This is a genomic window from Nocardia sp. CA-120079, assembly GCF_050955745.1.
Lineage (GTDB): Bacteria > Actinomycetota > Actinomycetes > Mycobacteriales > Mycobacteriaceae > Nocardia.
This window is the reverse complement of record NZ_CP192088.1, coordinates 5,711,224-5,723,363: the sequence shown is the minus strand read 5'-3', so window position 1 is coordinate 5,723,363 and position 12,140 is coordinate 5,711,224. Positions and strand designations below refer to the sequence as shown.

Sequence of the window (12,140 nt, the reverse complement as noted above, 5' to 3'; positions counted from 1 at the left end):
ACTTTTTCGACCTACCCAACGGCGGCGACGCTAGAACCGGCACCCGGTGCTGGGTGTATCCCGCCCCAGCACCGGGCGCACACCAATACGGAACTACGTACCCGGGGGTATCGTTCAATGCCCGCTGACCTTGTCACAGCCATGGTTGTCGCCGCCGCAGTGATGTTCTTCCTGTGGCTCGTCTTCTACGCCCTGCCCTACCTGCTGGGCTCCGATGCCGTCCCGGACGATGCGGTCCCGGCAACCGACATCCTCCAACGAGTCACCAGTGAGTCCTCGCGTATCCACCCTGCACCGCCGGGCGGGTACACCGTCGACGAAGCCGGCTACGTCCTGCAAGAACACCTCGAGTGCAGCCGCGAGATCTGCGACGCGAAGAACACCGCCTACTGGATCCGCGCTGAGGCGGGCAAGCTGCAGCCCACGCGGGAAGCCGTCCGGTGAGCGGGGTGATCGAGTTCAGCGACGGCACGTTCGGATTCCTCGGTGACGATGGATGGGTCGACGAATTCGACGCCATCGAGACCCCTGAGTTGGAAACCACTGCCGCGTTTGGGGTGGGATTCATCGACATCGACGCCGCGTCTGTCATCGATACCGCACTGGCGCAACGTATCCCGTTCGTCGGGCCGACAGCGCCCGTGGATCTGCCAGTCGAGCTGGTCGAGCGCATCGCAGACGCGGTCCGCGAGTGGGCCGATCAGTGAGGATGCCCGCCAGCCGGATGCCGACGGCCACCGCTTACCGGCCGGACTCGCGCGACGCCGGAATCCGCCGCTACTCCGGTCTCATCCAGTTCGCCCTGGTCGCTCGCGTACCCGCGTCGAAGCTGTCGGCCTGGCGGCACAGCACCCACACCTGGGTGCCCTCACCCGACATTCAAGTCGGCGACCATCCCGGTTGGTCGATGGCGTGCATCGACGCATGGGTCCCGGCGGCAACCCGTTCCCGCGGCCGCCGGTTGTGCAATTCGCAGACACCGCCGCCATCAGAGCCCGCTACCACGAGATGCCCACCTCCACTTTGTGGGCGTGCATCGGCGACGGCACGATCCCCGGCCTGTCGGATGGCGGATCACTGACCGCGGGCGGTCGCTGATCAATGCACAGCCATACCGAGAATTCCTGCCGCGCAACGGCGCCACCGTGAGCACGAACGAGGAAAGCCAATGAGGGCAACACCTACCGCGATCGGTTACCTGCGCAAGGACGTCTCGGGGATATCCCAAGACTGGGACGAAATTCAAATCCGCAGCCGCGCAAAGCGTCTCGGCTACGACCTTGCCAAGACCGTGACGTTCAGTGCCGAGACCATCGACCCGGAGGGGCGGTTGGTGAACGTGGTCCAGGCGCTCGATGTCGATGCGGTGATCGCGCCGAGCATCGAACACTTGGGCGGCGACGTGCCGCAACGGCTTGTGCGGCAGTGCGAGCTGAATACCGTGAACCCCGAAGCAACCTACGCACCGCACGGCCCGTTCCGGTTTGTCGACGTGGACGGCGCATAACTCCCTGTCAACGCAACGACGCTTGAAGGGAGGTGACCAAGGGGCACAAGTAGCAGCTCTAACAACAGCAGCGGCCCGACCCTCGTGCGTGAGGGCCGGGCCGTGTTCTTGGAATCCCTGATGGAGGAAAGAAAATGAAGATCATCAGAGCAGCGCTCGCGGCGTGCTCCCTCGTCTTGACCATGGGCGCGGGCAACCTGACCGACGGCACCGGTCCCGCGAACGCATCAGCGAAGTCCTGCGGGTTCGAGTTTTCGCGGTCCCTGCCGATGGTGCTGACACCACAGATCACCGGGCGAGGCTTGGTGCAGTGCGACGCACCGCCCGAGGAGCACACCCTGACCCTCGCGCTGCAATACGACAACAACGGGCGATGGGAGACGGCCTCTTCCAAGACCGACAGCAGCATCCCCCCGAGCGCGCCGGGCTTCACCACCTACGAAGTCTCCGCCGCCTGCTACGCGGGGCGCTGGCGAATGGCTGTGAGCATCCTCGGCCGCCTTCAGGGGACACCCTTCGCGTTCAGTGACTACTCGACGGTGCGCGAGGTACCGTCCAGTCAATGCCCTAGCAGATGAGAGAGGCGAACATGTCCGACAGTCAGGCCAATGGCCTCGATATGGATAAGTCGCGCGACCTGTGTGACCGGATACAGGCGGTTGTGGAGGATCTTCACGCGATCGCGGGTACGCCGAAGCATCCAGCGATTGCCCTGCTGATGAAGGCCGCAGATGAGATCACCGCAACGGCGATGGCTAATTCGCCACGCCGTTATGCAGACTACGAGCCGAAGTCTGCGTGATCACCCACCGAGAGCAAGGCTGGGAGCCGGTCACACCGACTGGCAACCATCCGCGCAGTCCTGAAATGAATGACGCGCGTTGCTGTTTGAGCGTGTCTGGTGTCAGGTGATGCGCACGTAGGTTCCGGTGCCGGTGGTGACCGATGGCTGCGCTGAATAGCCGGAGTGCTGGTCGGGTGAACGTCTCAGGGTTGTTCTCCGTCCGGGTACCAGACGCGGCCTGCCTCTAACAGCGCTGACGCTGCGGCGTATTCACGGTCGTCGCCGTGCAGCAGCGGCAGAACGTCCGCGGCCCGGAAATTCGGCGGTTTCAGGTGGGGCCAGTTGCGCGCGAAGGCTTCGACGACGCGGACGATGGTGTGCCCGTCGTTGGGCGGTGGCGCGACGCTCACTGCGACTTCCTTACCTGGTCGTAGTAGTCCGGGTCTGCGGGCATCCACGGGAGAATCGGCGAGTGCTGAAGTTCGAGGGCCAGTCGCGCTCTTCTCGGGATCCACGCCAGGACACGACGTCGACGATTTCGGCGCGCCCTTTGCCAGGGTCCTCTGCGGCGCGGGCGAGCCCGAATCCGAATTCGCTCCATCGGAGCCAGAGGCTAGCGCCAATCGGTGACATGTTGCGGCGACCGTCACCGGTGGTTGCTTTGCCTGCGTGCGCTTCTGTGAGGAGCGCGAAGCCGTAGCGTTCGCGGAGTCCGTCGAGTACCCAGACGACGCCTCGGACGGGTTGTTCTTCGTTCGGGTTCATTCGGTGGAGCTTGTAGAGGGGGCCGAGGACGAGGAGGTCGGGATCGAGGGCGCGTTCCAGCCAGGCCCTGTCGTCCCCGGTGCGTCGGTCTATGCCGGCGGGCCGTACTTCGATGGACATGGCGTCGTTCCAGTCGGCTGCGGTGAGTCCGTGATTGGCCCTGCGGTCGTTGACCATTCGCGTGACCCAGTGGTAGCGGCGGTTGAAGCAGTTCGCGTCATGCTGCGAGTCCCGAACAGCCGCCTCAGTCGGGCTCGATGAGGCCGTGTTTGCGGGCCACGGCGGCGGCTTCGGTTCGCGTCGCGGCACCGAGTTTGGTGAGGATGCGCGATACATGTACGCCCGCGGTATTGCCGCTGATGAACAGCTCGGCCGCGATCTGGCGGTTGCTCAATCCCCGTGCGACCAGACGTAATACGTCGAGTTCGCGTGGTGTCAAACCGAAGGTGCGGGGCGGTTGTTTCAACGGTTCCGGCCGGGTTACCTGGAGTGTGACCCCGGCGCGCTCGGCCAGTTGCTCGGCTGCGTCGGTCAACGGCGGCATCCTCAATTCCGCCGCGATTTCGGCGGCTTCGCGCAGGGGCTCGCGGGCGGCGGCGCGATTGCCGACCGCCAATTCGGCTTGGGCGGCGCCGAGGAGACTGCGGGCCAGGTCGTAGCGCTGATCGATGGTGCGCCAGGTGGATACGGCCTTGTGCCAGGTGGCGGGATCGTTGTCCCTGGTGGCGGTGAAGACGGAACGGTAGGCCGTATCGACCGCCGTGGTCACCGGCAAGCGGTCGGCGGTGGATGCGAGGTCCACGTCCGCGATCCCGGCTGCGCTCGCGAGCAGCGGCCACACCTCATGGTGGTAGGTGATGAGGTCGCCGGCTGCCAGCGCTTCGGCGACGATCTCGCGCGCACGTCCGGATTGTCCGTCCGCGATTGCGATATCCGTTCGCGCCGTATGCAATTGGAGTTGGTATTGGCGCGCCCACGGTCCGTCGCTCAACAGTTCCGCGGCGGCATCGGCACTGCTCGTTGCCGCAGCCGAAGAGCCCTGAGCCAGTGCGATTCTCGCGTGACAAAGCAGCAGCGCGGCTTTGCTCAGCGGCGGCAGTTGTTCGGTGAGCGATTCGTCGATGAGACCGAGCGCCTCCGGCCAGCGTCCGAGCGCGGCCAATGCCTGGGCCCATTTCACCAACAGGATGGGCCCGGCATCGGCGAAACTGAAGGTTTCGTGGGCGGCTCGCAATCCCTGTTGGATCGCGTCGATGGCCGCCTGGTATTCGCCCGCCGCGACCAGTGCCGCCGACTCCCACAGCACCACGGTCAACAATGTCTGCGGATCGTCCGCGGCGGCATGCGCCTGCTCGAAATACGCAACGGCGGAACCATTTCCGGCGACGGCCGCCAGACCTTGATAGGCGTAGCCGCGCGCGGCGAGCGCTGGTGTGCCGGTCTGCTCGGCGAGGTCCACGGCGGCGCGGGCATCGCGCGCGGCCCCGTCGGCGTCACCGTTGAAGACGCGAGATGCGGCCAGTGCTGCGAGCACCTCGCCACGCAGCACGCTCGGCGGCTGTGCGGGCAATAACTCCAATGCCCGGGTGAGGTCGTCGACGGATCCGCTGCTGCTCTGGTTCTCCAGACCTGCCCGGTAGTAGTACAGGCGTGCGGCCCGCTCCGGTGCGGCCGCCGCGTCCATCAGGTCCAGCGCCTCGTCGGCCGCCGTGACACCGCGCTCGACGATGCTGCCGTGAAAGCATGCCTCGACAATGCGTTCCAGCACGGTGAGCCGATCGGCCCCGATCAGCCTCGCCGCGTCGGGCACTCGATCCCACAGCTCCAGCACTCGATCCAGCTGCTGCACGCGTTCGCCTTGTGCCCCTTCGGATTCCGTGACGGCACCCCAGGACGCGACGAGGGCGTGTGGCAGATCGCCTGCGGCGTAGGCGTGGTAAGCCAGCTCGCCCATCCGCCGATCACCGGCATGCAGTGTGTCTTCGGCCAGTAGCACCTGAGAAAGCCTGGTGTGCAGGCGCTTTCGCTCGATCGGCAGCATATCGTCGTAGACGGCATCGCGAATCAGGCTGTGCCGGAACTCGTAGCCGGTGTCGGTGGCGTGCAGTAACCGCTGGTCGGTCAGCCGACGCAGTGCCAGGTGCAGCGCGTCGTCGGGCAGGTCCGTCGCGGATTCCAGTAACCCGGCCCGCACCGGCGAACCCGCGGTGGCTGCGAGTCGCAGCAGCGCCCTGGCGTCCTCGGGCAGTCCGGCCTGATAGCCGAGCAGCAGGTCGGACAGGTCCGCGGGTACGCGGTCGGGATCCTCCTGCAGCGCTCGCCCCAGCGCCTCGACAAAAAGTGGAATCCCCTTGCTGCGCTGGAAGACTCGGTTGGCCAACCCGGGCTCGGGTTCGCGGTTGAGCACCGCGGCGAGTTGGCGCCCCACCTCGTGTTTGGTCAGCGGCTCCGGATTCAGTACACGCACACCGGGATCGCGTCGCAGCCCGGTGACGAGTCGACGCAGCGGTTCCGAACCGGTGGGCCGGTAGGTGCCGATCAGCAGCAGATCGCGCTGGGTGAGATTCGCGATGAGGAAGGCCAGCAGGTCGCGGCTCGAATCATCGGCCCAGTGCAGATCCTCGAGGACGAGCACCAGCGGATGCGAGATCGCCAGTTGCTCGAATACCGTGAGGATCTCGCCGAACAACCGGATCCGATCCGATTCGGGCTCGGCCGCCCCAGTCCGCGTTGCCAGCTCGGGCAGCCAGCGTGCGAGCGCGGGGCGCGCGACCGGAAGTAGCGCGGTCAGCTCGTCGACGCCGATCCGCCGCACCAGAACGCGCATGATCATGACGAACGGCGCGAACGGCATCCCGCTCGGGCCGAACTCCGGACACCGGCCCGTCAGTACGAGCACATCCGAGCCGAGCCGCGAGGTGAATTCGGTGACCAGCCGCGACTTGCCGAGACCGGGCTCACCGGCGATGAGCAGGGTATGCACCGACTCGTCGTGGTACGCACGCCGGAGCGCGGAGATCTCTGCTGCTCGCCCGACGAAGGCACCGCGGTCGGGAACGCTCGACACCACGCGATCATGCCTGGACGATGGGCCCGGCGCCAACGTAAAGATCCGGGACCCCGAAGATAACGAATTCTCGTGATTCGTCGGCACCCCTGTTACCAGCAGAGTCGATCGCATGACGAACAACGACATCCGCCCCTTCCGCATCGAGATCCCCCAGGCCGATATCGACGATCTGCGCGAGCGGCTGGCCCGCACCCGCTGGATCGACGACCTGCCCGGCACCGGCTGGGAGCGCGGCGTGCCCACCGCCTACCTGCGCGAACTCGCCGGTTACTGGGCCGAGAAGTTCGACTGGCGCGCGGTCGAGGCGGAGCTCAACGAATACCCACAGTTCAGCACCACCATCGACGGGCAGGATGTGCACTGTCTGCACGTGCGGGCCGCCGAAGCCGATGCCACCCCGCTGCTGTTGCTGCACGGCTGGCCCAGCTCGGTGGTCGACTTCTTGGACCTGATCGGCCCGCTGACCGATCCGAAGGCGCATGGTCACGCCGACGCGCCCGCCTTCCACCTGGTCATTCCCTCGCTGCCGGGGCACGGCTTCTCCGGTCCGATCACCGAGGCGGGCCGGCACGACGGCCGGGTCGCGGCGGCGCTGGCTGAGCTGATGGCTCGCCTTGGCTACGACCGGTACGGGGTGCACGGTGGCGATCACGGTGCGTTTCTCGCCCCGCGGCTGGCCCGGCTCGATGGCGCGCATGTGCTCGGCGTGCACGTCAATGCGCTGGTCACCTTCCCGACCGGCGATCCGGCCGATATGGCCGCGCTCACCGAGGCCGAGCAGCAGCGGCTGACACGCATGCAGAACTTCCAGAAGGACGGCTCGGCCTATATGAACCTCAACGGCTCGCGCCCGAACACCATCGCGCAGTTACTGGCCGATTCCCCGGCAGGTCAGCTCGGCTGGATCGTCGAGAAGTACAAGGAGTGGATCGACCAGTCGCACGATCTGCCGGAACAGGGCATCGATCGGGATCGCATGCTGGCGAATGTGAGCATCTATTGGTTCACCGATACCGCCCGCAGCGTGGCCAACTTCTACTACGAGCGGTTCCACGATGCCGCGATGTTCGCGCCCGCGCCGAAGGGCACCGTGCCCACCGGTGTCGCGGTCTTCAAGGACGGTGACTACGCGATCCGCCGCTTCGCGGAAAAGGCACACAACATCACGCACTGGTCGGAGTTCTATTCCGGCGGACACTTCCCGGCACTCGAGGTCCCCGACCTGCTCATCGGCGATATCCGCGAGTTCTTCCGCACCACCGGCTGATCTGTAGCAGCACGCCGGGATTTGCGTCTCCACCAAGTGGAGACGGGAGGGTAGGGGTATGGACGGCGACACGCTTTATCCGATCGGCACGATGGCCGAACGGACCGGCCTCTCGGTCAAGACCATCCGCTTCTACGCCGATACCGGTGTCGTGCCGCCGACCACCCACAGCCCCGCCGGTTACCGGCTCTACGACGACGCTGCGCTCGCCCGCCTGCAACTGGTGCGCACCCTGCGCGAACTCGGCATCGATCTGCCCGCCATCCGACAGGTGCTCGATCGCAAATTGACGGTGCCCGAGGTCGCGGCCGCACATGCCGATGCGCTGGAGTTCCAGATCAGCACACTGCGGGTGCGGCGCACGGTGTTACGAGCGATAGCCGAGCGGGGCACGAAGCCCGAGGAGATGGAACTCATGCACAAACTCGTCGAACTCTCCGACACCGAAAAGCGCCGCCTCATTACCGAATTCGTCGAAGACACCTTCGGTGGCACCGATGCCAACCCTGAATTCGTCGACCTCATCCGCTCGGCAATGCCGAAACTGCCCGACGACCCCGAACCCGTACAGGTGCGGGCTTGGGTGGAACTCGCCGAACTCACCCGAGATCCGGATTTCCGCGCATCGGTGCGCCGCATGGCCGAATACCAGGCCGCGCAGCGCGCCGAAGGCGACACCACCGGCCTGCACCACGACCTGACCGAACTCGTGCGTGAGCGAGTCGGCCAGGCGCTCGCAGCTGGAACAGCGCCGTCCTCGGCTGCGGCCCAACCCATTGTCGATGAGCTGACCGCCGCATACGCGACGACATTCGGCCGTCCCGATGACACCGAGTTACGGCACTGGCTGCTGACCCGCCTGGAGGTCGCGGGAGACCCACGCGCCGAACGCTATTGGCAACTCCTCTCGATCATCAACGGTTGGCCGGTCCCGCCGACCCTCGGTCCGGTATTCGACTGGTTCGGTGCCGCGTTGCGGAGCGATTAGTCCAGATCCGCCAGCTCGGCGAGGATGGCCGCGGCCATGGCCGCGGGATCGCCGTCCTCGGGACGCAGCACCAGCTCGGCTCGGGTGGGTGCCTCGTAGGGATCGTCGATGCCGGTGAAACCGCGGATCTCACCGGCACGGGCCTTGGCGTACATGCCCTTGGGATCGCGGGCTTCGCAGATCTCGAGTGGCGTATCCACGAAGACTTCGACGAAGGGGATGCCCGCGGCCTCGTGCACGGCACGAACCTTGTTGCGATCGGCGGCGTAGGGACTGATCAGGGAAACCACCGCGACCACACCGGCTTCGGCGAACAGCCGCGCCACTTCGCCCACGCGGCGGATATTTTCGACGCGGTCGGCGGCGCCGAAACCGAGGTCGGCATTGAGGCCGTGGCGCAGATTGTCACCGTCGAGCAGGAAGGCCGGGCGGCCCGCCGCGACCAGGCGACGCTCCAGCTCCACTGCGACAGAAGACTTTCCGGAGCCGGACAGCCCGGTCAACCAGACGGTCATGCCTGCGGTCGGGCGCTCGTCGCGGCCGACGGCGGTCGAATGCCAGACGACACGAGAGGAAGGCAGGGTCGGTCCGGTGATCATGCCCGCGGCGACGGTGTTGTTGGTGGTGTCGTCGACGAGGATGAAGCTGCCGGTGGTGCGGTTGCGGCGGTACGGATCGAAGAGCAGGGGCTGGCGTGTGCGCAGCTGGATGCGTCCGATCTCGTTGAGCGACAACGAATTCGCGCTCTCGTCGCGGTGCAGGGTATTGACGTCGAGCCGGTAGTCCAGGGTGCGCACCTCGGCCGTCGCGGTGCGGGTGGTGTGCCGGACGGTGTAGGTGGCGCCGGGGGTGAGTTCGGAATCCTCGGCGAACCAGCACACCATCGCGTCCAGATCGCGTCCGACGTGGGGCCGGTTCGCGGGGCGGCAGATCAGATCGCCACGAGAAACGTCGAGGTGGTCGGCGAGCTGGATGGTAACGGCCTGCGGCGGAAAGGCTTCGGCCACGGGCGTCCCGCCCGGACCCCAGATCGCCTCGACCGTCGTGGTGAATCCCGAAGGCAGTACCGCGACTTCGTCGCCCGGCTTGAAGACGCCACCGGACACGGTGCCGGCGTAACCACGGAAATCGGTTGCGTGCCTGCGGGTTACATATTGCACCGGGAATCGCGCATCGATGAGGTTGCGGTCGGAGGCGATATGCACCTCCTCGAGGTGATGCAGCAGGGGCGAGCCCTCGTACCAGGGCATGCTCGCACCGCGATGCACGATATTGTCGCCGTGCAGCGCCGACATCGGGATGAAGGACAGATCGGTGACATCGAGTTTCGTGGCGAAGCCGGTGAATTCCTCCCGGATCTCCTCGAACCGGTCCTGCGACCATCCGGCCAGATCCATCTTGTTCACACACAGCACCAGGTGCGGGATGCCGAGCAGGCTGGCCAGAAAGGCGTGCCGCCGTGTCTGTTCCACAATGCCCTTGCGTGCGTCCACCAGGATCAGCGCGAGATCGGCGGTGGAGGCGCCGGTCACCATATTGCGGGTGTACTGGATATGGCCCGGGGTGTCGGCGATGATGAATTTGCGCCGGGGCGTGGCGAAGTAGCGGTGCGCCACGTCGATGGTGATGCCCTGTTCGCGTTCGGCGCGCAGGCCATCGGTGAGCAAAGCTAGATCCGGATAGTCGTCACCGCGCGCCTTGCTGGTCGCCTCCACCGCGGCGAGCTGATCGGTGAAGATCGTCTTGGAGTCGAACAGCAGACGGCCGATCAGCGTCGACTTACCGTCGTCGACGCTGCCCGCGGTGGCCAGGCGCAACAGGGTGGTGGTCGTCATCAGAAGTAACCTTCCCGCTTGCGGTCTTCCATGCCTGCCTCGGAAATGCGGTCGTCGGCGCGGGTGGCGCCGCGCTCGGTGATTCGGGTGGCGGCGACTTCGGCGACCACGTCCGCGGGGGTCGCCGCGGTCGATTCGACACAGCCGGTGCAGGTCGCGTCGCCGACCGTCCGGAATCGCACCGTACTGTCATAGGGCTGCTCACCATCGAGCAGGGTGAGAAATCGTGTGTGCGCCAACAACATTCCGTCGCGCTGCACCACCTTTCGGCGGTGCGCGTAGTACAGCGGCGGCAGCTCGATGTCCTCGGCGGCGATGTAATGCCAGATATCGAGCTCGGTCCAATTCGACAGCGGGAACACTCGTATGTGTTCGCCCTTGCTGTGCCGACCGTTGTAGAGATTCCACAGCTCCGGTCGCTGATTGCGCGGATCCCACTGCCCGTATTCGTCACGGAAGCTGAACACGCGCTCCTTGGCGCGCGCCTTCTCCTCGTCGCGGCGCGCGCCGCCGAATACCGCGTCATATCCGCCCGCGCGGATCGAACGCAGCAAAGTGGCTGTCTGCAAACGGTTTCGGGAGGCGCGTGGTCCGCTCTCCTCCTTCACCCGGCCCGCGTCGATATCGTCCTGCACGCTGCCGACCACCAGTCGCAGTCCGAGCCGCTCGACCGTGCGGTCGCGGTATTCGATGACCTCGTCGAAATTGTGTCCGGTATCGATATGCAGCACCGGGAACGGCAGCGGCGCCGGCCAGAAGGCCTTGGCCGCCAGGTGCAGCATGACCACCGAATCCTTGCCGCCGGAGAACAGCAGCACCGGCCGTTCGAAGGTGGCGGCGACTTCCCGGAATATATGTGCCGACTCGGCCTCGAGCGCCTCGAGATGAGGCAGCTCGTAGGTGCTCGCCGTCGACTTCGCGTACTGGCTCACGCCCCAAAACTAGAACACGTTTCGGTGATTGGTCAATGGTTCGAATCCGGCTTGTGACCCCCGGATTCGGCGGTCACCCGATCCGCGGCCGCGATGAGTGCGGTTCCGCGACGGTCGATCTCGGCGCCGGTGATGGAGGCTCCGACGTACATGGTCAGCACCATGTTCTGCCTGCCGTCGCCGCCGTAGGTGGGAGCCGCGAGCAGGCTGACCGGATGTTCCTTGCGCGGGCGCAGATCAGTGCCGAGATAGACCCGCTCCCCGAGGCTGGTCACCAGTTCGCCGACGAGTTCGCGCACCTCATTGGGCAGGTCGCTGGCCGCGACCCCGGCCAGCAAAGCGTACAGTCGCCGACCGGCCGCGGTCAGGCTTTCGACCAGGTAGCCGCGCTCGCGGCACTCCGCGACGATCCGGCGCAGCCGGGCCTCGTCCTGGCGCAGCGGCACCGTCGGCGGCTTGCGCAACCACGCGTCGAAGGCCGCGTCGGTATCCCAGAGCACGTACATCAGACCCACCGGCGGTGCGAAATGGTAGGCCGCACCCACCTTGACCAGGCCCGGGCCGGTGCTCTCCAGCACCATGATCTGCTCGCCGACCACGGCCGATGCGGTGCAGGTGGTGCGGTAGAGCGCGGTGAGTTTCTCCAGCTCGGCGCGCGCGATGGCGGCGATGGCGAAGCTGTCCTGCGCGACCCGGCCCGCGGCGATAAGTGCAGGTCCGAGGCCATAGGTGCGGGTGTTCGCGTCACGCATGAGATAGCCGCCCGCGGTCAGTTCGGTGAGGATGCCCAGGCAGGTCGGTTTGGCCAGATCGAGTTCGCGGGCCAGTTCGGAGAGTCCGAAGCGTTTGCCGCGCCGCTCGACGAAGAAATCCAGCACTTGGACCACCCGTGCGGTCGGGGCGGATCTGCGGGCAACCATGGACAACTCCTAGAACAGGTTCTAATCTTGCTCATATCGAAATGTACCAGAGCGGTACATATTTGGAACAGC

The 12,140-nt window shown here is 66.0% G+C and carries 13 protein-coding genes; 7 read left to right on the top strand and 6 right to left on the bottom strand.

Features of this window, described 5'->3' with window-relative positions; translation table 11 throughout:
- Positions 1-117 precede the first annotated feature (117 nt).
- The 5 genes from ACQPYR_RS26375 to ACQPYR_RS26355 all read left to right on the top strand — a co-directional run bounded on the left by ACQPYR_RS26375 (position 118) and on the right by ACQPYR_RS26355 (position 2,309).
- Positions 118-444 (top strand): hypothetical protein, encoded by a 327-nt coding sequence (locus tag ACQPYR_RS26375; RefSeq protein ID WP_433621628.1) that lies wholly within the window; start codon positions 118-120, stop codon positions 442-444.
- 5 nt (positions 445-449) lie between these two features.
- A complete protein-coding gene (locus ACQPYR_RS26370) occupies positions 450-707 on the top strand; it encodes a hypothetical protein (protein WP_433621627.1) in 258 nt (85 codons plus the stop codon).
- A gap of 461 nt (positions 708-1,168) precedes the next feature.
- Positions 1,169-1,507: a hypothetical protein gene (locus ACQPYR_RS26365; RefSeq protein ID WP_433621626.1), complete on the top strand. Its 339-nt coding sequence runs from the start codon at positions 1,169-1,171 to the stop codon at positions 1,505-1,507.
- A 134-nt stretch (positions 1,508-1,641) separates the two neighbouring features.
- Complete coding sequence (locus ACQPYR_RS26360) at positions 1,642-2,085, top strand: hypothetical protein (protein WP_433621625.1); 444 nt, start codon at positions 1,642-1,644, stop codon at positions 2,083-2,085.
- Between the two features lie 11 nt (positions 2,086-2,096).
- On the top strand, positions 2,097-2,309 hold the full coding sequence (locus ACQPYR_RS26355) for a hypothetical protein (RefSeq protein ID WP_157110378.1): 213 nt from the start codon (positions 2,097-2,099) through the stop codon (positions 2,307-2,309).
- Between the two features lie 185 nt (positions 2,310-2,494).
- Here ACQPYR_RS26355 and ACQPYR_RS26350 read toward each other — a convergent pair whose 3' ends face one another.
- From ACQPYR_RS26350 to ACQPYR_RS26340, 3 genes are all read right to left on the bottom strand, one after another.
- Positions 2,495-2,701, bottom strand: a complete 207-nt coding sequence (locus tag ACQPYR_RS26350; RefSeq protein WP_433621624.1) for a hypothetical protein — start codon at positions 2,699-2,701, stop codon at positions 2,495-2,497.
- 10 nt (positions 2,702-2,711) lie between these two features.
- Positions 2,712-3,233 (bottom strand): AAA family ATPase, encoded by a 522-nt coding sequence (locus ACQPYR_RS26345; RefSeq protein ID WP_433621623.1) that lies wholly within the window; start codon positions 3,231-3,233, stop codon positions 2,712-2,714.
- Positions 3,234-3,300: 67 nt separating this feature from the next.
- Entirely contained in the window at positions 3,301-6,123 is a 2,823-nt protein-coding gene (locus ACQPYR_RS26340) for a helix-turn-helix transcriptional regulator (protein WP_433621622.1), read from the bottom strand.
- A gap of 112 nt (positions 6,124-6,235) precedes the next feature.
- Here ACQPYR_RS26340 and ACQPYR_RS26335 point away from each other — a divergent pair, with 112 nt between their 5' ends.
- On the top strand, positions 6,236-7,393 hold the full coding sequence (locus ACQPYR_RS26335; RefSeq protein WP_433621621.1) for an epoxide hydrolase family protein: 1,158 nt from the start codon (positions 6,236-6,238) through the stop codon (positions 7,391-7,393).
- A 58-nt stretch (positions 7,394-7,451) separates the two neighbouring features.
- Positions 7,452-8,381, top strand: coding sequence for a MerR family transcriptional regulator (locus tag ACQPYR_RS26330; protein WP_433621620.1), 930 nt, complete (start codon positions 7,452-7,454; stop codon positions 8,379-8,381).
- On the opposite strand, the gene cysC is transcribed toward ACQPYR_RS26330, so the two are convergent.
- Genes cysC through ACQPYR_RS26315 form a run of 3 tightly spaced genes read right to left on the bottom strand, consistent with a single transcriptional unit; the run spans position 8,378 to position 12,068 of the window.
- Positions 8,378-10,216 carry an adenylyl-sulfate kinase gene (cysC, locus tag ACQPYR_RS26325; protein WP_433621619.1) on the bottom strand — a complete coding sequence of 613 codons (1,839 nt, stop codon included), beginning with the start codon at positions 10,214-10,216 and terminating at the stop codon, positions 8,378-8,380. The genes ACQPYR_RS26330 and cysC overlap by 4 nt on opposite strands.
- Positions 10,216-11,148 carry a sulfate adenylyltransferase subunit CysD gene (cysD, locus tag ACQPYR_RS26320; protein WP_433621618.1) on the bottom strand — a complete coding sequence of 311 codons (933 nt, stop codon included), beginning with the start codon at positions 11,146-11,148 and terminating at the stop codon, positions 10,216-10,218. The genes cysC and cysD overlap by 1 nt, the downstream gene beginning before the upstream one ends.
- Positions 11,149-11,180: 32 nt before the next feature.
- Positions 11,181-12,068, bottom strand: coding sequence for a helix-turn-helix domain-containing protein (locus ACQPYR_RS26315; RefSeq protein WP_433621617.1), 888 nt, complete (start codon positions 12,066-12,068; stop codon positions 11,181-11,183).
- Positions 12,069-12,140 lie beyond the last annotated feature (72 nt).

Bases quoted from the DNA above. Each gene is read 5' to 3' on its own strand.
- ACQPYR_RS26375 (WP_433621628.1), top strand. From the start codon at position 118: ATGCCCGCTGACCTTGTCACAGCCATGGTTGTCGCCGCCGCAGTGATG.
- ACQPYR_RS26365 (WP_433621626.1), top strand. From the start codon at position 1,169: ATGAGGGCAACACCTACCGCGATCGGTTACCTGCGCAAGGACGTCTCG.
- ACQPYR_RS26360 (WP_433621625.1), top strand. From the start codon at position 1,642: ATGAAGATCATCAGAGCAGCGCTCGCGGCGTGCTCCCTCGTCTTGACC.
- ACQPYR_RS26355 (WP_157110378.1), top strand. From the start codon at position 2,097: ATGTCCGACAGTCAGGCCAATGGCCTCGATATGGATAAGTCGCGCGAC.
- ACQPYR_RS26345 (WP_433621623.1), bottom strand. From the start codon at position 3,233: ATGGTCAACGACCGCAGGGCCAATCACGGACTCACCGCAGCCGACTGG.
- ACQPYR_RS26335 (WP_433621621.1), top strand. From the start codon at position 6,236: ATGACGAACAACGACATCCGCCCCTTCCGCATCGAGATCCCCCAGGCC.
- ACQPYR_RS26330 (WP_433621620.1), top strand. From the start codon at position 7,452: ATGGACGGCGACACGCTTTATCCGATCGGCACGATGGCCGAACGGACC.
- cysC (WP_433621619.1), bottom strand. From the start codon at position 10,216: ATGACGACCACCACCCTGTTGCGCCTGGCCACCGCGGGCAGCGTCGAC.
- ACQPYR_RS26315 (WP_433621617.1), bottom strand. From the start codon at position 12,068: ATGGTTGCCCGCAGATCCGCCCCGACCGCACGGGTGGTCCAAGTGCTG.